A 19,011-nucleotide genomic window follows, 5' to 3' on the forward strand; every position below is an offset into this window, starting at 1 on the left:
TAAATGAATTTAGCCCGAATTCCAATATTTATTTTTAGTTGTTTACTCTTTTTATGTCAGAATAGCACAGCTCAAGAGGTAAATTACCGCCAGCAGATGCGAAATTTAGTTATTGAAATTAGTGAAAACGCAAAAGCTAAAAATGAGAATTTCCTTGTAATTCCCCAAAATGGTATAGAACTTATACTTACGGAATCCAAAAGTCCCGCTTTAGATTATTTGAAAGCTATAGACGCGGTAGGACAGGAAGATCTCTTTTATGGTTACCCTGAGTTTAACCAGCCCAGCCCTAAGCCAGACATCACTTATTTGCTAAAACATCTTGAAATTGCAAAAAATCAGGGAAAAGAGGTATTGGTCACAGATTATTGTTCTACTCCCCAAAAAATAGCCAGGTCCTTTTGTTTAAATAAAAAAAATGAATTTATCTCTTTTGCAGCTACTCGAAGGGAATTAGATGAAATTCCAGACTATGCCATTTTTAATGAAAACAAGGCAGATATAAATCATATTTCTGAAGCTAAAAATTTTCTATACCTGCTTAATTATGTGAACTATCCCAGCAAAAAAGATCTTATAGCTGAAATTGCATTCACCAATTACGATTTAATTATTATAGACTTGTTTTTTAATAAGGAAGCTTTCACTGCTGAAGAAATAAAGAAATTAAAAAAGAAAAAAAATGGTGGAGACCGACTGGTAATTGCCTATATGTCTATTGGCGAGGCAGAAGAATATAGGTATTACTGGAAAGACTCCTGGAACAAAAATCCCCCAACCTGGTTAGCGGAAGAGAACCCATATTGGAGCGGGAATTTTAAAGTAAAATATTGGCATCCCGAATGGAAAGGACATATATACAGGAATAAAGATGCTTATTTAAAAAAAATAGTTAATCTTGGCTTCGATGGGGTCTATCTGGATATTATAGATGCTTATCAATATTTTGAAGCAAGCAAGTAATTAATTTTCTTTCCCCTTAAATAAGCATTAAACTAAGCCCAGAATTTTAGAACAATTCGGGCAAATAAGTATCTTTGGGAAAACTGCTAATTTCCCATGATCAACTACCTACTTGTTACTGCCATTTTTATTGCTCTCTTCCTCGGAATTTACTTTGGCAAACTAATTTCTGGTTTGAAAAGTAAAAATAAGGAAGCTGTTTTAGAGGAAAAAAACAATCAACTATTACTTCAGGTAGAAGAAATTAAAACTCAACTAAACAACAATTTAAACAATTATAAGGCTGAAATTTCAGAACTACAAAATAAAGCCCAAATACAATCTAAAAAAATAGAGAACGAGCGAGAAGAAATACGCCGCGAAAAAGATTTTCTTAATACTGAACTAACAAAAAGAAACGCCGAGTTTAGAAATCTGGAGCTTAAAAACAAAGAACAAAAGGCCGAGGTTGAGAAACTTCAGCAAAAATTTGAAAAAGAATTTGAAAACCTTGCCAATAAAATTCTGGAGCAAAAGTCAGAAAAATTCACACTTCAGAATAAAGAAAACATTCAGAATTTATTAAATCCTTTGCAAGAGAAGATCCTTCATTTTGAAAAGCGTATCGAAGAAGGAAATAAAGAAAGCATAGACCGCCACGCCATGTTAAGGCAACAAATTATTGGCCTTAAAGAGCTTAATGAGCAAATGAGCAAGGAGGCCACCAACTTAACCAAAGCTCTTAAAGGCGACACCAAAACCCAGGGGAACTGGGGCGAAATGATCTTAGAGCGTGTCCTGGAGCGCAGCGGACTTAAAAAAGGAAGTGAATATTCAGTTCAAAAAAGTTTTACCAATGCCGATGGCAAAAGGGTTTTACCCGATGTGGTGATTAACCTACCCGGTGACAAAAAAATGATTGTAGATTCTAAAGTTTCGCTTAATGCTTACGAACGTTATAGCAATGAAACTCGCGAAGAAGAAAGCAAAAAGCATTTAAAAAATCATTTAACCGCCATAAAAAACCGTATCAACGAGCTAAGCACTAAAAATTACCACCAGTTATACCAAATGGAGAGCCCAGATTTTGTTTTGCTTTTTATCCCTATAGAAGCTGCTTTTGCCGTTGCTTCCAACGAATATCCCGGATTGTATGCTGAAGCATTTGATAGAAATATTATTTTGGTGACCCCCACCACCCTACTGGCCGTGTTAAAAACCATAGATAGTATGTGGCAAAACGAAAAGCAAAAACAAAATGCAATCGCTATCGCAACACAGGCCGGTGCATTATACGATTCCTTTACTGCTTTAACTGAAGAACTCACAAAAATAGGCAGGCAATTGGGAACTGTACAAAATTCTTATGATGTAGCCATGAAAAAGCTTACAGGCAAGGGGAATTTACTACGAAGAGTAGAAAATCTTAAAAAACTTGGTGCGAAAGCCAGCAAACAAATAGATCATAAAATGCTATCGACTATAGAAGAGAGCGATATTGAAGAACCCAACAAATAGACTAACTTGCAACCAATTTCAAATTCGGAAAGCAGAAAGATTATTTTGATTTCCAGGCAAACCCTGGATCTTTTTAACTCGATTATCAAACGAAAAAATACTTAGCTATCAAAACATCGAAAAAATGAAAAAGACACTTTTTGGAATTTTAGGAGTCATTATACTTCTTTTTATCGCCTGGTTTGCTTTTATCTATTTTGTGCCCTACAGCGAGGGCACAAGAAGCGGTGAACTTATAAAATTCAGTAAAAAAGGCGTTATTGCCAAAACCTGGGAAGGTGAAATTAGCCAGGGAATTAGCGGTGCGCAAATCTTCCAGTTTTCGGTTTTAGATAATAACCAGGAGGTTATTCAAGCTCTCCAGGAAAACGAAGGCAATTATGTAAAACTTAAATATAAAGAGCGCTACGCTACCTTCTTTTTTTGGGGAGACACCAAATATTTTATAACCCAGGTAGAAGAAGCCCAATCCCCACATTTTAGAGACAGATAAGTTATGAAGCATTTTAAAAAAGTACAAGATTCACAGGTAGATATTTCAGAATTAATGCTGCCTTCACACTCAAACTTTAACGGTAAAATTCACGGAGGTTACATTCTATCCCTTATGGATCGTATTGCATTTGCCTGCGCCTCTAAACATTCGGGTGCTTATTGTGTAACGGCCAGTGTAGACACGGTAGACTTCTTAAAACCTATAGAAATTGGGGAATTGGTAACTATGAAAGCCTCGGTAAATTACGTAGGCAATAGTTCTATGGTTATCGGGATTCGGGTTGAAGCCGAAAATATTAGAACAGGAATAAAAAAACATTGTAATTCTTCTTATTTTACGATGGTTGCCAAAGATAAAGATGGAAAATCTATTGCCGTACCAGGATTACACCTAACTACCGATGATGATATTAGACGTTTTGCCAAAAGTATAAAGCGAAATAAAATGACGATAAATAGAAAACAGGAATTCAGCGAAACCGATTTTTCTTCAGAAGAATATGTGCATTTACTGGAGAATTATAAGGTTAAAATAGATAAATAGTTTGGTAATTGAAGTTTAACGGATTTATAGCAGCCATTTTTTTAGCGATCCTTATCGCCTATTTTTTTCCTGAAGGTGTCGTGCTTTTCCCACTTAAAACCATCACGGATATTGGAATTGGATTTATCTTTTTATTCTACGGATTAAAATTATCTCCAACCGAATTTAAACTGGGCTTTTTAAATTATAAAGTTCATATTGTGATTCAATTGACCACATTTGTAGTGTTTCCGTTACTCACACTCTTATGCCTACCACTTTTTGAAAACGGAACCGCTTCAAACCTTTGGATTGCCCTGTTTTTTCTTGGCACCCTTCCTTCTACCGTTTCATCTTCAATTGTAATGGTTTCCCTGGCAAAAGGCAATTTACCTACCGCGATCTTTAACGCCAGTCTTTCAGGAATAATAGGGATTTTTGTAACTCCAATTTGGTTAAGTTTTTTTCTTAGCCGTAATGGCAGTTTTGAATTTTTAGATGTACTTTTAAAACTATTCCTGCAAATAATTCTTCCCTTAATTCTGGGGTTAATCCTGCAAAAATTTCTTGGTGAATTTGCCAGGAAGCACAACAAAAAACTTAGCCTGATAGATAAAACTACCATTATACTAATTGTTTACTCCAGCTTTAGTAACTCCTTCTCCTCCAATATTTTTAGCAGTGTAGCTACCCAGGATTTATTAAAACTGACCGGAATAGTGGTTATACTCTTTTTTGTAGTTTATTTTGGACTGGCTTTACTCAGTAATTTTTTAGGCTTTAAGATAGAAGATAAGATCACTGCACAATTTTGTGGCACAAAAAAATCACTTGTTCATGGCTCTGTAATGGTAAAAGTGATTTTTGGAAATGCCGCCAATACCGGGCTTTTACTTTTACCCATTATGATCTACCATTCCCTGCAGTTAATATTAATTGCTTTTTATGCTGAAAAATACCGAAAACGGGTGTTGCGTGCTGAAACTTTAGAAAATACTGCTTAGATGTAAGTTTATGCTGATTCTTGTTAGATGCTGAAACAAGTTCAACATGACGATTTACTCAATTATAGTAATATCATCAAATTAGACCTCCTAATAAATTTCGGAGCTAGCTCTGAATCAAGTTCAAGGTGATGTTCATATCTTAAAACCATTTAAAGATAGCTTGCGATTTCAGCAATATTGATTGTAAAAAAAATCCAGCCAAGAATAAGCAAAAGTCCGCCAAGTGGTGTTATTGGCCCTAAAACTTTTATTTTCCTTCCTGCTGAAGTGCTTAAGGTTAATCCATAAATGCTAAAAGAAAACAAGAATATTCCTATAATAAAAAACCAGGCAATAAGCTGCTGGGAAACCCCGATAAACGGAAAAACAATTCCCGATATAATAAGCATAATCGCATGGTACATTTGATATTTTACGCCAGTCTCAAAACTTTTTAACTGGTCTTCAGAAAAACGTTTTTTTAAAGCGTGTGCTCCAAAAGCTCCAAAAACAACCGCAAGTGTGCCGTAGATTCCACCAGTTATAAGTACAAATTCTTTCATAAATATTTTTTAAAGGCTAAGAGGTTAACTACTTAAATTAGAAAAACCTACAAGATATTAAAATCTTGTAGGTTTTTGGTTTATTGTGTTGTCTAAAAAGACCCGGCTTCGTCAAGCTTAACTTGTTTCAGCTTCTAGCATGTTTGAGCTTTCAATGAAACAAGTTCAGAATGACGATTTATAAAATCTTTTCAGATAGCCTATTCTTTAAATACTATTTCTTATTTACTCAAATACATTTTTCTTCTACTGTAAAGCTCGTAAAATGCATCATCTCTAAGACTATCTATAAAAAGAATACTTTCTCCGGTACTCTTCATCTCTGGCCCAAGTTGTTTATTCACTTTATGGAACTTATTAAAAGAGAAAACCGGTTGTTTTATAGCGTAGCCTTCTAACTGCGGGTTAAAGTTGAAATCTTTAACTTTCTTCTCACCCAGCATTACTTTAGTAGCATAGTTTACATAGGGTTCTTTATATGCCTTGGCTATAAATGGAACCGTTCTGGATGCCCTTGGGTTAGCCTCTATAATATAAACCTTATCATCTTTTATGGCAAACTGAATATTGATTAAGCCCACCGTATTAAGTGCTAAAGCAATTTTACGGGTATGATCTTTAATTTGCTCCATTACCAGGTCTCCAAGATTAAATGGAGGTAGCAGCGCATTAGAATCTCCCGAGTGAACCCCACAAGGTTCAATATGCTCCATAATTCCTATAATTTGTACATCTTCGCCATCACAAATCGCATCTGCTTCAGCTTCAATAGCACCATCCAGATAGTGGTCTAACAATAATTTATTATTCGGAATTTTTCGAAGTAAATCCACCACCGTTTCTTCCAGCTCATCTTTGTTGATTACAATTTTCATTCCCTGCCCTCCTAATACATAAGAAGGTCTTACCAGGATAGGAAAATCCAGGTCATCGGCAAGTGCCAGGGCTTCATCTGCAGTTTCGGCAGTACCAAATTCAGGGTAAGGAATGTTATTTTCCTGAAGCAGTTTAGAGAAGCTTCCTCTGTCTTCGGCCAGATCCAGCGCTTCGTAACTGGTTCCCATAATTTTAATACCGTAACGCTCTAATTTTTCAGCAAGCTTTAAAGCAGTTTGACCTCCAAGCTGTACAATTACTCCTTCTGGTTTTTCGTGACGAATTATATCGTAGATATGCTCCCAGAAAACAGGTTCAAAATAAAGTTTATCGGCTACGTCAAAATCTGTAGAAACCGTTTCGGGGTTACAGTTAATCATTATCGTTTCATAACCACACTCTGATGCCGCTAAAACACCGTGCACACAACTATAATCAAACTCAATTCCCTGGCCAATTCGGTTGGGGCCAGAGCCCAGTACTACAATTTTCTTCCTGTCACTAACCTTGCTTTCGTTATCTACATATCTTTTGCCGTCTGGAGTTTCAATTTCAGCTTCGAAAGTAGAATAGTAATAAGGAGTTTCGGCCTTAAACTCGGCTGCACAGGTATCTACCAGTTTATACACCCGGTTTATTCCTAAATCTACCCTTTTATTATAAACTTCACTCTCTAAACAGTCAAGCATATGGGCTATTTGTCTATCGGCAAAACCTTTTTGCTTGGCTTCCAGTAATAACTCTTTAGGTAGAGAATCTTTATCAAATTTTGAAATTTCTACATCCAGGGCATAAAGTTCTTCATACTGGCGCAGGAACCACATATCTATTTTAGTAATCTCGTGAATTCGGCTTAATGGAATTCCGGCCTTAATCGCATCATAAATTACAAACACACGATCCCAGCTGGCATAAGTAAGTTTTTCTATAATTTCGTCGTACTTGGTATAGCTTTTTCCATCTGCTCCAAGTCCGTTTCTTTTAATCTCCAGAGATTGTGTAGCTTTATGCAGTGCTTCCTGGAAAGAACGACCTATTCCCATTACCTCTCCTACAGATTTCATTTGTAGGCCTAAAGTACGATCTGCTCCTTCAAATTTATCGAAATTCCAACGTGGAATCTTTACGATCACATAATCTAAAGTAGGTTCAAATAACGCCGATGTTGACTTTGTAATTTGGTTTTCCAGTTCATCTAAGTTATAGCCTATAGCAAGTTTTGATGCAATTTTTGCAATTGGATATCCGGTTGCTTTAGAAGCCAAAGCCGATGACCTTGAAACCCTTGGGTTAATTTCTATGGCTATAATATCTTCTTTTTCGTCTGGACTTACCGCAAACTGCACGTTACACCCACCGGCAAAATCTCCAATGCTGCGCATCATTTTTATTGCCATATCACGCATACGCTGGTAGGTAGAATCGCTAAGCGTCATAGCCGGTGCAACAGTAATTGAATCTCCGGTATGGATCCCCATAGGGTCCATATTTTCTATAGAACAAATAATAACCACATTATCGTTCTTATCCCTAAGCAATTCCAGCTCATACTCTTTCCAACCTAAAAGCGCTTTATCTATTAACACCTCGTGAATTGGTGATGCCTCGAGCCCATAGGTAAGCATTTCATCAAATTCTTCGGGACCGTGAACAAATGAAGCACCACTACCACCCAGGGTAAAAGAAGCACGAATTACTAATGGAAAACCAAATTCCTGTGCTACTTCTTTCCCTTCAAGATAAGAAGTTACCGTTCTTGCCGGTGCCACGGGAACTCCAATTTCACCCATAAGTTGCTTAAACTTATCCCGGTCTTCGGTAATGTTTATGGCGTCTATATCTACACCAATAAGTTTGATTCCAAAATCTTCCCAAATTCCCTTTTCATCGGCTTCAATACACAGGTTAAGTGCAGTTTGTCCACCCATAGTAGGCAAAACAGCATCTATGTTTGGATGTTTTTTAAGAATTTCAATAATAGATTTGGTCGTTAAGGGCTTTAGATAAACGTGATCTGCCATAGACGGATCGGTCATTATCGTTGCCGGATTAGAATTAAGCAGGATAGTTTCTATACCATCTTCACGTAATGAACGCAAAGATTGGGTTCCTGCATAATCAAATTCACAGGCCTGACCAATAATAATAGGCCCTGAGCCAATAATAAGAATACTTTTAAGGTTGTTGTTTTTAGGCATTTTTTGTAAATTGTAGCATATTAAACTTAAAAATAAGGAAGCGCTTGGATATAAAAAAAGGCGTTACTAAAAAAAGTAACACCTTTAAATATTTTAAAAACTAATTATCATTAGTGCTTATGTCTGTTTTCAGAAGAGACAGATATTTTCTTTCTACCCTTAGCCCTTCTTCTGGCAAGGACTTTCCTTCCGTTTGCACTAGCCATTCTTTCTCGAAAACCGTGCTTGTTCTTTCTTTTTCTCTTAGATGGTTGAAACGTTCTTTTCATTTTAAATATCTTTAAATCTTCTGTATAATCGTTTTTTAGCTCTCTGTAAAACTGCGTGCAAATATACAAAGCTTTTTAACTATTACAAGAGGTATTTTAAATTATTTTTAATTGTTTTTGCTACCTTTGCCGCTTTAAAAATAAATACATTTATGTTTAACAAGAATATCAAGTTAGTTTTAGCAGGAGCTGTATTAGGCGTTGCAATTTGGCAGTTTGTAGAAGGAAACATTGGAAATGGTATCATGTTTATACTTCTTTCCTTAATTTTTGTATTCCTGTATTTTAAAAACGAAATGATATTACTTGCTTTCTTACGCTTAAGGAAACAAGACTTCCCCGGAGCAAAAAAGTGGCTGGATAGAATAAAGAACCCCGAAGCTGCCCTTACACAAAAACAACAAGGCTATTATTGGTATCTACACGGTCTTATGGTTTCACAAACAAATATTACCCAGGCTGAAAAATTCTTTAAACGCGCTATTAAATTAGGTCTTTCTATGGATCAGGATTTAGCCATGGCCAAACTTAATCTTGCCGGTATTGCGATGACCAAACGCCGAAAAAGAGAAGCAACCAATTTACTCGCCGAAGCTAAAAAGCTTGATAAACACGGTATGCTTAAAGACCAAATGAAGATGATGAAGCAACAAATGAAGAAAATCTAACTTTATTATAATTTTAGCTAATTTCTGTTTTTATTGATAATTCAAAAAATTACAGCGCAAATATCGACCTCTTATCGATAATATTTCAATGCCTTCTTCTACCGAAGTACTTTTGTTATATGTAGGCTAGAAGAACCTGCATAAAACATTTTTCACTCTTTTTTTTTATAATTTTTAGATTAAATGTCCAGGCACAAACTGAAAAAAGCGATAAGCTTTACTTTTCTGATGCGCTTGCTATGCACTTACCTAAATATGCTGTAAAAGCAAAAGAAGCTTATAGGCATAGGGAGTTTAAAAAAGCAAAACACTTGTTCGACACGCTGGTAGAAACAAAATTAAAAGGAACTTATATAGATAATTTTAAATTTTTAAATCTGAAAGATAAAACTGTTGCTTTATACGATTTTAAAAAGCCGGTTTACCTCTTAACTTATGCTTCCTGGTGTGTTCCCGGCAAAGGAGAAATCCCTGCCCTAAATGAGCTTGCTAAGAAATACCAGGATAAAATAGGTTTTGCAATCTTATTTTGGGATACAAAACAAAAAGCTAAAGAACTCGCCAAAAATTTCAACACTCATATTAATGTGTTTTATATAGATGAAGCTACCAATAAACACTCTTATATCATTAAAAATCTAAAACATTCCCTGGGACTGCCCACATGTTACTTAATCTCTAACAACAAAAAACTAATGAACATAAAGAGAAGTGTTTTTCACCCATATAACTTATCGAAGGAAGCTTCTTTTAAACTTAATTACGAGGCTATTAATTCTGCCATAAGCAATAATTTGCTTGGAAAGTCAGGGCAAGAAGCTCCTGAAAATTTTAGGGAAATATCCCCACAATAGAAATTGATCGTAAAGTCTGTTAAAAACATACTTTAACACCCTTAAAGTAAAGGAGCCCACAGCCTCGCAAGTGCTTCCCTTATTTTTTCCGTTGAAGGGCGCTTTAACCAATCTTCTAAGATCAATTCGGTAGTTTCTTCAAGGTCAACATTATACACTTCAGTCATTTCTCGTGCTACCCTAGTATCATATAAAAAAGCATTGATTTCAAAATTTATATCAAAACTGCGATTATCAAGATTACAGGAGCCAATACTGGTTAGCACACCGTCTACCACCATAGTTTTGGCATGAACCATCCCTTTATGGTAATGATAAACCTGAACACCAGACTCCAGTAATTGCTCTATATAAGAATTGGTAGCATAGCGCGCAATCACTGAATCTCCCTTTTCCGGAATAATAATCTTTACTTCAATACCAATTCGGCTGGCCATACAGAGCGCGGTAAGAATCTGATTGTTGGGAATAAAATAAGGTGTGGTAATATAAATATATTCTTCAGCCGTGTTTATTGCCGTAAGAATGGCTTCCATAATATTCTGCCAATCGGTATCAGGGCCACTGGCAGCAATTTGAACTGCTGTCCTTTCTGGTATTCCAATCTTCGGGAAAAACTCCTCTTCAACTTTTAAGACTTTTCCGCTAATAAAATTGAAATTAAGTAGAAATTGTGCCTGTAAAGATTTTACCGCATGCCCTTCAATTCTTAGATGTGTATCCCTCCAAAACAATTTTTCTTTTGGATTTTCTTCAAAATTCACATATTCATCACAAATATTAATGCCGCCAATAAAGCCTATATCACCATCTATAATGGCCATTTTTCTGTGATTACGATAATTTAATTTACGTGTTAGATTTGGAAACCAAACCGGCATAAAAGGAAAAATTTCAATCCCATAGGATTTCATTTTCTTTACCGCTTTAGAGGAGAGCCTGCTAGCTACATAATCATAGCTAACCCTTACTTTCACCCCTTCTTCCGCCTTTTCGCAGAGTAATAAAATGAGTCGGTTTCCTATTCTACCGCTGTTAAAAATATAATATTCAATATGAATATGATGCTTTGCCTTTTTTATATCTTCAAATAAGGCTGAAAACTTATTTTCGCCATTTATAAGAACCCTGACTTTATTTTTAAAGGTGACCGGCTTTTTTTGATTATTCTGAAGCAAACGAACCAGTTTCATTTTTTCCTCGATAGTACCCCTCCCACGATACTTCTCGATAAGCTCCTGTTCATTAAGTATTAGCTTTTCTTCCCAGCGCTGAATGATATTTTTATCATAAAGTTTCTTTCGGTTAAACAACTTACTTTTTCTAAATTCCTGGGCAAAAAAGTAATAGACCAAAAGGCCTATTACCGGTAAGGCTAATAATGCAAAAATTAGGGAAATACTTTTTACAGGCTCTCTAAAATGCATCAATTCGTAGCCAATCGTTATAAAAACGATAAGGAAGTTGGCAGAAAGTAAGATCCACCAGATATTATCCAGGAAATAATTCATTTATTTCACAGCCGTGTAAGAATTTTCTTCAGGAATCTTAATTTCATATTCTTTTCTTGAGGCATTATTTAAATGCGCTTCCCTAAGCCAGGGATTATGGATCTTTAGGATTTTATAATTAATGTTAAAATGTTTCGCAAAATCAGCGAAATCATTCACCACGGTATCTACCTTTACGGTTCTGGTTGGAATATTTTTATAAAGATGTTTTTCTTCAAAATTAAAACCGTATTGCTCCGGATTGGTTAATATTTCTTTTAAAGCCAAAATCCTAAACATATAGCGGCCGGTTTCTGTGTTTAACAATAATTCGTAATAGTCATCTACCTTTTGGCGTTCCAATTGCCTTTCAACTCCCCTGTTCCCGGCATTATAAGCGGCAGCTGCCATTGTCCAGCTACCAAATTTTGCTTTAGACCTCTTAAGATAATCGGCGGCAACACGGGTAGATTTTTCAATATGGTAACGTTCATCTACATTATCATTTATTTCAAGGCCGTAATCTCTTCCGGTTCCTTTCATTATTTGCCAAAAACCTCTGGCACCGGCCGGAGAAACTGCCTGGGTTAAACCACTTTCTATCACGGCCAGGTATTTAAAATCGTCTGGAACACCTTCTTCCTTTAGAATAGGCTCTATAATTGGAAAGTATTTATTTGCCCTTTTTATTAAAAGCAAGGCATTAGATTGCCAGTAAGTATTCACCAGTAATTCCCTGTCCATTCTCTCATAAATGTCTGGATCATCTAAAGGCACTTCTTCTCCGGCAAAATTTATATTTTCTGGCATCGGTAAAGCGTAAATATTGTAGTCTTTTACCGGCCTATCGTTTGCGTTGGTTTTTACATATTCCTGTATTTTGGAATTGGGGGCCTGTTGGGTTGCATTAACACTTACAAACACAATGGTAAGTAATCCCACTATTATTAAAGCAGATTTTAAAATTTTCATAGCAATTATTTTTTATTTTATTTTTCTTCAATTTTTCCTGAAAGTATTAATTCAGGTAGGTACTTATTAAACCAACGGTAACGATTTAAAATCATTATATGCGTACCGTTTTTAACATTGATATAATTTGAAATATATTTAGCGGGAAAAATCTCATCTTTATCCCCATGAATATGAACAATATCTTTTCGAGCTTTTGCACAACTCCACAAAACCATATTTTTTATAGCCCAGTCTAGATAACGTTGATTTCTAACAGAAAGATACTGTCTATACAGTTTTGCTCTTTTTTTTATAAAGTCTCCCACCGCAATTTTCTCAAAATGGTCTACATAGTCTAATAAACTTGTAGGTATAAGTTTAAATAAACCTGTACTTGCTGCATACCGCATACGTCTTGGCAACTCTGCCCTACATTTTACGCTAGAAACTATAATAAGCCGTTTTAAGTTTAGGTTTTTAGCCATTTCCTGTACAATAACCCCACCAAAAGAAACTCCTATCAGTACCGGGTTTTCATGTTTTATATATTTATTCATACGTAGGGCATAGCTTTTTAAACTTTCGTCCTCTTTAGGAATAATCCATTCTAGAAAATGCATCTTAAAACGATCTTCGGGAAGTTTTATAAATTCAAAAATAGATGAATTTGCGGCCATTCCCGGCATAAAATAAACATGAATCAACTCTTTTTCATTAGTCATTTTAACAAGTATATAACACTCTCAATTAGCCTAAAACCGTAAATTTACTTATCAAAATTACTGCTAATTATTTGGCTTTCACAATTGAAAGATTAAAAATAATATACAAATCCTCAAAGCCTTTTATTTTTATGATTCTTATCAGGATTTCAACTTTCAAAGCTTTATTTAACTACCTTTATATCAAGAACTAAAAGTAACTTTATTGGTCCATTTTTATTCTTATTTAGGATAACCTATACTGTTTTAAAATAGCTATCACAGAAAAAAAGAGAAATGATGAATGCTGAAGAAATTATAATTACCGACAACGAGTTCTTAAGACAATTTGAAACTACCATTAACGATCAACTTGCCACCATAGAATACTCTCAACAAGAACGAAAAATTTTCCTTACAAAAGTTTTTATGCCCGAGCCTTTAAAAGAACAGGGATATATGGATGCTTTTATTGAAGCCGTGCTGGAGGAAATAAAAGATCGAAACACGCGTGTAATGCCCACCAGCCCCGATATTGCTAAATTTATGAGAAAGAACAGGAGAAAATATAAAGACTTGTTACCGGTAGGAATTAATATTTAAAGCGCTACCTTTTCTGCAGCAAACTCAAATCTAACTATACCATCTTCATCAATTGAGGTGAGTTTTATTTGATGTAGTGTATTTACCAATGCAGGATCCCAGGGAGCTTTCACTTTTACATAGTTTTCAGTAAATCCGTGAATATAACCTTCTTTATTTTCGCCTTCAAAAAGTACGGTGCAATTACTTCCTAACTGGCTTTCATAAAAAGCCCTTCTTTTCTTAGCCGAAAGCCCACGTAGCATTTTACTTCGTTTTTTTCTAACTTTATTAGAAACCACACCTTCCATTTCTGCTGCAGGAGTATTATCCCTTTCAGAATAGGTAAAAACATGCAGGTAAGAAATGTCTAATTCATTTAAATAATTATAGGTTTCCAGGAAACGTTCTTCTGTTTCTCCGGGGAAGCCTACTATAACATCAACCCCAATACAGGCATTAGGCATCACTTTTTTAATTTGTGCCACTCTATCGGTATAAAGCCCACTCATATAGCGTCGTTTCATAAGCTTTAATAACTCATCGCTTCCACTTTGTAATGGAATATGGAAATGAGGGACAAAGGTTTTGCTTTGTGCCACAAAGTCTATGGTCTCGTTTTTCAATAAGTTAGGTTCAATAGAAGAGATTCTTAAACGTTCAATCCCATCAACCTCATCTAGAGCTTCTACAAGATCAAGAAAAGTATGTTCGTGTTTTTTATTACCAAATTCCCCTTTTCCATAATCGCCAATATTTACGCCGGTAAGCACGATTTCCTTAATTCCTTTTGCCGAAATCTCAGCAGCATTGGTAAGTACATTTTCCAGTTTATCGCTTCGTGAAATTCCTCGAGCTAGCGGGATGGTGCAATACGTACACTTATAATCACAACCATCCTGAACCTTTAAAAAGGCTCTTGTCCTGTCGCCAATAGAATAAGCTCCCACATAGAAATCGGCTTCATCAATTTCGCAAGAATGAACTTCACCCATCTCATTTTTAGAAAGGTCGTTAAGGTAATCGGTAATTTTAAATTTTTCAGTAGCTCCCAGCACCAGGTCTACCCCCTCTACATCGGCAAGTTCCTCGGGCTTTAATTGTGCATAACAGCCAACAGCAATCACAAACGCATCCTCATTTACTTTTTGCGCTTGCTTTACAATGGTTTTAAAGCGTTTATCGGCATTTTCGGTCACCGAGCAGGTATTAATCACATAAATATCAGCTGCTTCAGAAAATTCTACACGTTCAAAACCTTCATCCTTAAAAGATCTTGCAATAGTAGAAGTTTCTGAAAAATTGAGTTTACAACCCAGGGTATAAAATGCGACCTTCTTAGTATTCATACATCTGCCTGTTTCTGTAGAAGTTAAATGTTTTTTGGGGCTGCAAAGATACCAACAATTATTGTTTTAGGAAAACATTGTTTTGGTTATCGGTTTTCAGTTATCAGTTATCAGTTCTCAGTTCTCAGTTATCAGTTCTCAGTTATCAGTTCTCAGTTATCAGTTCTCAGTTATCAGTTTTGAGTTTTCGGTTTATGGTCATCATCGAGGAGGCGATAGCCAACGTGACATTCTGTTGTTGAAATTCGCCTTCAAGTGTCATTCTGAACCTGCCCGTCAAGGCAGGCTTTCTTCAAAATGACGCAATGCACAAACAATTAAAAAAGATTGTCGCGCTCTTTACTCACTAGTTGTTACTTTGAAAACCACTATACTTCTACCGATGCGATTTTAATTTCTGGTTCCAGAATAATCTTAGACTTTATAGAATTGGAGATCAAGCAAGCTTTTTCGCTCTTATCAAGGATGCGTTTTGCCCTTTCAGCATTATTTTCGTTAAAAATCTCCAGAATGGGTTTCAAAATAATCTCTGTCATTTGAAACTTCCCATCAACTTTATCTAATTTTCCTGTAGCTTGAGATTTAAAACTGACAAATTCAAGTTTAGAATTTTCAGCAATTGCCAAAAAAGTAGTCATCAAACAACTTTCTACAGCAGCAACCAAAAAATGTTCGGGAGACCAAATATTAGGGATTCCTTTTGGAAAATCGGGCGGGGTTGCAGTTTCAATAATATCGCTTAATTCGGGAGAAGAAACTTCCCCCTTTCTATCTTCTTTCCAGGTTAAGTCTACCCGGTATTCGTGTTTATGGGCCATTACTATTTATTTTAATCCCCAAAAAAGGGTAATTACATAACAAAGTAACGGCAATTTAAAACCTTAAAATATGACCTGGATCAGCCTCTAAAAGACTTTATTGAATCTTTTAAGATTCAATAAAGTCTTTTAGGGTATTTACCACGTAGTCTAATTCTTCTTTGGTATTAAAACATGAAAATGAAAAACGAACCGAGGGCTTTTTAAGATCTTCATCATCTAAAAATGCATTTAAAACGTGCGAACCTTTATCGCTTCCACTTTGGCAGGCGCTACCCTTAGAGCAGGCAATTCCTTTTAGGTCTAATTGAAATAGAAGCATTAGCGCTTTATCTTCCGGTACCGGCAAACATATATTTACCAGCGTATAGGTACTTTTTTCCAAATCGGCACATTCACCATTAAATTTCACACCGGGAATTTCAGCCTTTAACTTGGAAATAAAATGAGCTTTTAAATCACTAACATAGGCTTTTTCTTCGGCTAAATTATCTAAAGATAGTTTTAAAGCTTCTTCCAGGCCTACAATATTATGAACTCCTTCGGTGCCGGCACGATGACCACGCTCCTGCTCTCCTCCAAAAATAAGTGGTTTTAAACCACTGTTTTTTCTAACAAAAGCAAATCCCACGCCTTTGGGACCATGAAATTTATGAGCGCTTACCGCTGTAAAATCTACCGGGATTTCACTAAAATCAAGATCATAATGACCCACCGACTGTACACAATCTGAATGAAAAATTGCATTGTGCGCTTTACACAGTTTTCCAATTTTTTTGATATCTATTTTATTGCCAATCTCATTATTTACGTGCATCAGACTCACCAGTGTTTTCTTATCTGATGCTTTCAGCAACTCCTCTAAATGAGTTTCTTTTATATTTCCGCAGGAATCTAAATCAACATAAGCCACTTCAATATCAAAACAATCCTGAAGCTGTGCTACAGTATACAAAACTGCATGATGCTCAATTTTAGACGTGATAATACGTTTTACGCCAAGATCTCGTACAGCAGAGTTTAGGGCAAGATTATCGGCTTCGGTACCTCCGGAAGTAAACACAATTTCAGATGCTTTAACATTTAAATAACCGGCTACGGTTTTACGCGCCTGCTCAATTAAAGATTTGGCAGACCGCCCAAAAGAATGTGTAGAAGATGGGTTCCCATACACCTCTTTCATTACAGAGGTCATTTTATCTATTACTTCGTCACGCATTTGCGTGGTTGCGGCAGAATCTAGGTATACATTTTTCATCGCTGCAAAATTAAACGAAATAAAATTATTTAAAAGAACCTACCCTAAAAATCCTTAATTCCGCTATTTTTGTTTCAGTTTGAATTTATGCGCATACCTATGAAAAAGATTTTTGCAGCCCTGCTATTTAGCTTTGCCCTCTACTCCTGTGACGATGGCGACATAAGCGTAACCAGTTTTGATTTGGAAGACAGTGATTTAAGCATTTGTGAAATTGATGATAAGAAGGTGCTTTGGGTAGTAAATAATGAAGATGTTTATGAATCTATGTCTTTAGAACTGGACGACAACGCTTTAAACGACAGCCTTACAAATGTCTTAACTTTAAATGTTGAGGATACTATAGAGATTAGTCTTAGCGGTGAAAAAAACCGATTGGTTTATAGAATTTACGATGCCGAAATTAATGGAAGGCAATATTTTTGCCAGGGAGTCCCTCCCGGGTCCCCAAGGGTTTTAGAGGAATATGTCTCTGCAGGAGGAACTGTAACCATCACTACCAGTTTTAACGATCTTGGCTTAAATGAAGATGCAGATGCCGATGGTGATGGCATACCGAATGCTGAAGAAGGTTTTGACCCCAATGGAGGTAATCACCTGGATACCGATGGTGATGGTATCCCTGACTATTTAGATATTGATGATGATAATGATAATGTACCAACCGCAAGTGAAATAACTGCGAACCCGGGAGAACCAACTACAGAAGAAGGCTTTTTGAATACCGATGGTGAAGATAATCTTCCAAATTATCTGGACCCAGACGATGATAATGATGCTGTGCTAACACGGCACGAAGTGGAGGAGGAAAATATACAAAGAGCCATAGATGAAAATGACGATGGTTTTCTAAGCCCCGAATTAACCGCTGAAGTAGACGGACTTGGAAATTATTTAAATAAAGAAATTTTTTCTCCAAGTTTTGAGCACGAGCTTCAATTAGACCATTCTATTGAACGGGATTATAGATCTGTTATAGTAATAAGAAATTTCAACCTAATTCGCCAGGATGGCAGCGGGGAAGACATTCGTTTTAATTCTTATAACCTGGGGAGGTTGGTAGCAAACGGTATTCTCTTTAAACAACTAACAAACCGCCAACAGGAATTACAGGATGCAGAAGAGGAGAATGAAGAAGGAACAGAATAAAACCCTGGTAACTAAGTATTCTGAAAAATATAGACTTCGGTAGCGCCCAGACCATATTTTTGATAATCGGCGTCATAGAATTTTAGATTATCGTAGCGCCCAAGGAAAAAGTCGAGTTCAGCTTTGAGCACGCCTTCACCTACCCCGTGAATAAACACAATTTTTTGAATGCGTTTGCTAATTGCAAATTCCAGTTGTCTTTTGGCAGTTTCCATTTGCAGGTTCAACATATCGTGATTACTCATTCCGCGGGAAGACCTGGTTAGTTTTTCTATATGCAAATCTACTTCCATAGGAGGTAAATTTCGCTCTTTGGGCTTTATACGTCGGGATTTGGGTTTTGGAGGTAATTTCTTTTCCTTTAAAACCTCATCAAAATCTACGTCTCCCGGCATTACATCTATAGAAGTTTCTATTTTCACCAATTCTTCCCTGTTAAAATCCATTTCAAAACCATCGGTGGTCTCTATATAAACTTTATCGGCTTCAATTTTTAATACATAGCCTTCTAAAACATCGTCTAAAACCGCAACTTTATCTCCCTTTTTGAACTCCATTATTCCTTATTTTCATCTTCTTTATGATCGTCTTTCGTTTCTACCCAAAAATTGGTAGCACGATATAGACCTAGCATAATAGTAATCAGACCAATAATCTTAAAATATGGATGGGCATTTTCAGCAGCGATAGCATATAGTAAAAGACCACCACCTACTACGATTAAAATTGTATTTAGTACTTGAGAATTGTTCATTATTTTACCTGTTATCCCTTATTTTAAAGCTGTTAAAAATAACGGTTATTGTATTTGGTACAAA

Annotated in this window: 20 protein-coding genes; 9 read left to right on the forward strand and 11 right to left on the reverse strand. The window is 36.0% G+C overall.

Going from position 1 to position 19,011, the window contains the following annotated elements; genetic code table 11:
* Nucleotides 1-96: 96 nt before the first annotated feature.
* The 5 genes from GUB10_RS01390 to GUB10_RS01410 all read left to right on the forward strand — a co-directional run bounded on the left by GUB10_RS01390 (nucleotide 97) and on the right by GUB10_RS01410 (nucleotide 4,482).
* Complete coding sequence (locus GUB10_RS01390) at nucleotides 97-963, forward strand: endo alpha-1,4 polygalactosaminidase (protein ID WP_227740268.1); 867 nt, start codon at nucleotides 97-99, stop codon at nucleotides 961-963.
* 96 nt (nucleotides 964-1,059) lie between these two features.
* On the forward strand, nucleotides 1,060-2,460 hold the full coding sequence (gene rmuC, locus GUB10_RS01395; protein WP_193709653.1) for a DNA recombination protein RmuC: 1,401 nt from the start codon (nucleotides 1,060-1,062) through the stop codon (nucleotides 2,458-2,460).
* Nucleotides 2,461-2,584: 124 nt separating this feature from the next.
* Nucleotides 2,585-2,953 carry a 6-phosphogluconate dehydrogenase gene (locus GUB10_RS01400; protein WP_193709654.1) on the forward strand — a complete coding sequence of 123 codons (369 nt, stop codon included), beginning with the start codon at nucleotides 2,585-2,587 and terminating at the stop codon, nucleotides 2,951-2,953.
* A 3-nt stretch (nucleotides 2,954-2,956) separates the two neighbouring features.
* Nucleotides 2,957-3,499, forward strand: coding sequence for an acyl-CoA thioesterase (locus tag GUB10_RS01405; protein ID WP_193709655.1), 543 nt, complete (start codon nucleotides 2,957-2,959; stop codon nucleotides 3,497-3,499).
* A gap of 8 nt (nucleotides 3,500-3,507) precedes the next feature.
* Nucleotides 3,508-4,482 (forward strand): bile acid:sodium symporter family protein, encoded by a 975-nt coding sequence (locus GUB10_RS01410; RefSeq protein ID WP_193709656.1) that lies wholly within the window; start codon nucleotides 3,508-3,510, stop codon nucleotides 4,480-4,482.
* Between the two features lie 152 nt (nucleotides 4,483-4,634).
* Here GUB10_RS01410 and GUB10_RS01415 read toward each other — a convergent pair whose 3' ends face one another.
* From GUB10_RS01415 to rpmH, 3 genes are all read right to left on the reverse strand, one after another.
* Complete coding sequence (locus GUB10_RS01415) at nucleotides 4,635-5,027, reverse strand: DUF423 domain-containing protein (protein ID WP_193709657.1); 393 nt, start codon at nucleotides 5,025-5,027, stop codon at nucleotides 4,635-4,637.
* 221 nt (nucleotides 5,028-5,248) lie between these two features.
* Nucleotides 5,249-8,101: a carbamoyl-phosphate synthase large subunit gene (carB, locus tag GUB10_RS01420; protein ID WP_193709658.1), complete on the reverse strand. Its 2,853-nt coding sequence runs from the start codon at nucleotides 8,099-8,101 to the stop codon at nucleotides 5,249-5,251.
* A 110-nt stretch (nucleotides 8,102-8,211) separates the two neighbouring features.
* Entirely contained in the window at nucleotides 8,212-8,370 is a 159-nt protein-coding gene (gene rpmH / locus GUB10_RS01425; protein WP_075327124.1) for a 50S ribosomal protein L34, read from the reverse strand.
* 152 nt (nucleotides 8,371-8,522) lie between these two features.
* Between rpmH and GUB10_RS01430 the strand changes: the two genes are divergently transcribed.
* Together GUB10_RS01430 and GUB10_RS01435 are read left to right on the forward strand one after the other, a co-directional pair.
* On the forward strand, nucleotides 8,523-9,038 hold the full coding sequence (locus tag GUB10_RS01430) for a DUF2892 domain-containing protein (protein ID WP_193709659.1): 516 nt from the start codon (nucleotides 8,523-8,525) through the stop codon (nucleotides 9,036-9,038).
* Between the two features lie 239 nt (nucleotides 9,039-9,277).
* Nucleotides 9,278-9,892: a TlpA disulfide reductase family protein gene (locus GUB10_RS01435; RefSeq protein WP_193709660.1), complete on the forward strand. Its 615-nt coding sequence runs from the start codon at nucleotides 9,278-9,280 to the stop codon at nucleotides 9,890-9,892.
* Nucleotides 9,893-9,933: 41 nt separating this feature from the next.
* On the opposite strand, the gene cls is transcribed toward GUB10_RS01435, so the two are convergent.
* From cls to GUB10_RS01450, 3 genes are read right to left on the reverse strand one after another with little or no spacing between them, the layout of a single operon-like run.
* Nucleotides 9,934-11,403, reverse strand: a complete 1,470-nt coding sequence (cls, locus tag GUB10_RS01440) for a cardiolipin synthase (RefSeq protein WP_193709661.1) — start codon at nucleotides 11,401-11,403, stop codon at nucleotides 9,934-9,936.
* Nucleotides 11,404-12,354, reverse strand: a complete 951-nt coding sequence (locus GUB10_RS01445; protein WP_193709662.1) for a lytic transglycosylase domain-containing protein — start codon at nucleotides 12,352-12,354, stop codon at nucleotides 11,404-11,406.
* Nucleotides 12,355-12,371: 17 nt separating this feature from the next.
* Nucleotides 12,372-13,058, reverse strand: coding sequence for an alpha/beta fold hydrolase (locus GUB10_RS01450; RefSeq protein ID WP_193709663.1), 687 nt, complete (start codon nucleotides 13,056-13,058; stop codon nucleotides 12,372-12,374).
* A 279-nt stretch (nucleotides 13,059-13,337) separates the two neighbouring features.
* Here GUB10_RS01450 and GUB10_RS01455 point away from each other — a divergent pair, with 279 nt between their 5' ends.
* Nucleotides 13,338-13,640: a GNAT family N-acetyltransferase gene (locus GUB10_RS01455; RefSeq protein WP_193709788.1), complete on the forward strand. Its 303-nt coding sequence runs from the start codon at nucleotides 13,338-13,340 to the stop codon at nucleotides 13,638-13,640.
* Here GUB10_RS01455 and mtaB read toward each other — a convergent pair.
* From mtaB to GUB10_RS01470, 3 genes are all read right to left on the reverse strand, one after another.
* A complete protein-coding gene (gene mtaB / locus GUB10_RS01460; RefSeq protein ID WP_193709664.1) occupies nucleotides 13,637-14,968 on the reverse strand; it encodes a tRNA (N(6)-L-threonylcarbamoyladenosine(37)-C(2))-methylthiotransferase MtaB in 1,332 nt (443 codons plus the stop codon). The genes GUB10_RS01455 and mtaB overlap by 4 nt on opposite strands.
* Nucleotides 14,969-15,336: 368 nt before the next feature.
* A complete protein-coding gene (locus GUB10_RS01465) occupies nucleotides 15,337-15,786 on the reverse strand; it encodes an OsmC family protein (protein ID WP_193709665.1) in 450 nt (149 codons plus the stop codon).
* Nucleotides 15,787-15,895: 109 nt separating this feature from the next.
* Nucleotides 15,896-17,044: a cysteine desulfurase family protein gene (locus tag GUB10_RS01470; protein ID WP_193709666.1), complete on the reverse strand. Its 1,149-nt coding sequence runs from the start codon at nucleotides 17,042-17,044 to the stop codon at nucleotides 15,896-15,898.
* A 99-nt stretch (nucleotides 17,045-17,143) separates the two neighbouring features.
* Between GUB10_RS01470 and GUB10_RS01475 the strand changes: the two genes are divergently transcribed.
* Nucleotides 17,144-18,193, forward strand: coding sequence for a hypothetical protein (locus tag GUB10_RS01475; protein ID WP_193709667.1), 1,050 nt, complete (start codon nucleotides 17,144-17,146; stop codon nucleotides 18,191-18,193).
* 11 nt (nucleotides 18,194-18,204) lie between these two features.
* On the opposite strand, the gene GUB10_RS01480 is transcribed toward GUB10_RS01475, so the two are convergent.
* Entirely contained in the window at nucleotides 18,205-18,750 is a 546-nt protein-coding gene (locus GUB10_RS01480; protein WP_193709668.1) for a Smr/MutS family protein, read from the reverse strand.
* Nucleotides 18,750-18,947 carry a hypothetical protein gene (locus GUB10_RS01485; RefSeq protein WP_193709669.1) on the reverse strand — a complete coding sequence of 66 codons (198 nt, stop codon included), beginning with the start codon at nucleotides 18,945-18,947 and terminating at the stop codon, nucleotides 18,750-18,752. Before GUB10_RS01485 ends, GUB10_RS01480 begins: the two co-directional genes overlap by 1 nt.
* Nucleotides 18,948-19,011 lie beyond the last annotated feature (64 nt).

The sequence above is a fragment of the Salegentibacter sp. BLCTC genome, from assembly GCF_015143665.1.
GTDB lineage: Bacteria > Bacteroidota > Bacteroidia > Flavobacteriales > Flavobacteriaceae > Salegentibacter > Salegentibacter maritimus.

Coding starts and splice junctions, on each gene's coding strand:
- GUB10_RS01445 (WP_193709662.1), bottom strand. CDS start 12,354: ATGAAAATTTTAAAATCTGCTTTAATAATAGTGGGATTACTTACCATT.
- GUB10_RS01480 (WP_193709668.1), bottom strand. CDS start 18,750: ATGGAGTTCAAAAAGGGAGATAAAGTTGCGGTTTTAGACGATGTTTTA.
- GUB10_RS01390 (WP_227740268.1), top strand. CDS start 97: ATGCGAAATTTAGTTATTGAAATTAGTGAAAACGCAAAAGCTAAAAAT.
- carB (WP_193709658.1), bottom strand. CDS start 8,101: ATGCCTAAAAACAACAACCTTAAAAGTATTCTTATTATTGGCTCAGGG.
- rmuC (WP_193709653.1), top strand. CDS start 1,060: ATGATCAACTACCTACTTGTTACTGCCATTTTTATTGCTCTCTTCCTC.
- GUB10_RS01400 (WP_193709654.1), top strand. CDS start 2,585: ATGAAAAAGACACTTTTTGGAATTTTAGGAGTCATTATACTTCTTTTT.
- cls (WP_193709661.1), bottom strand. CDS start 11,403: ATGAATTATTTCCTGGATAATATCTGGTGGATCTTACTTTCTGCCAAC.
- GUB10_RS01430 (WP_193709659.1), top strand. CDS start 8,523: ATGTTTAACAAGAATATCAAGTTAGTTTTAGCAGGAGCTGTATTAGGC.
- GUB10_RS01405 (WP_193709655.1), top strand. CDS start 2,957: ATGAAGCATTTTAAAAAAGTACAAGATTCACAGGTAGATATTTCAGAA.
- GUB10_RS01470 (WP_193709666.1), bottom strand. CDS start 17,044: ATGAAAAATGTATACCTAGATTCTGCCGCAACCACGCAAATGCGTGAC.
- GUB10_RS01455 (WP_193709788.1), top strand. CDS start 13,338: ATGAATGCTGAAGAAATTATAATTACCGACAACGAGTTCTTAAGACAA.
- GUB10_RS01435 (WP_193709660.1), top strand. CDS start 9,278: ATGCACTTACCTAAATATGCTGTAAAAGCAAAAGAAGCTTATAGGCAT.
- rpmH (WP_075327124.1), bottom strand. CDS start 8,370: ATGAAAAGAACGTTTCAACCATCTAAGAGAAAAAGAAAGAACAAGCAC.
- GUB10_RS01450 (WP_193709663.1), bottom strand. CDS start 13,058: ATGACTAATGAAAAAGAGTTGATTCATGTTTATTTTATGCCGGGAATG.
- GUB10_RS01475 (WP_193709667.1), top strand. CDS start 17,144: ATGAAAAAGATTTTTGCAGCCCTGCTATTTAGCTTTGCCCTCTACTCC.
- GUB10_RS01465 (WP_193709665.1), bottom strand. CDS start 15,786: ATGGCCCATAAACACGAATACCGGGTAGACTTAACCTGGAAAGAAGAT.
- mtaB (WP_193709664.1), bottom strand. CDS start 14,968: ATGAATACTAAGAAGGTCGCATTTTATACCCTGGGTTGTAAACTCAAT.
- GUB10_RS01415 (WP_193709657.1), bottom strand. CDS start 5,027: ATGAAAGAATTTGTACTTATAACTGGTGGAATCTACGGCACACTTGCG.
- GUB10_RS01485 (WP_193709669.1), bottom strand. CDS start 18,947: ATGAACAATTCTCAAGTACTAAATACAATTTTAATCGTAGTAGGTGGT.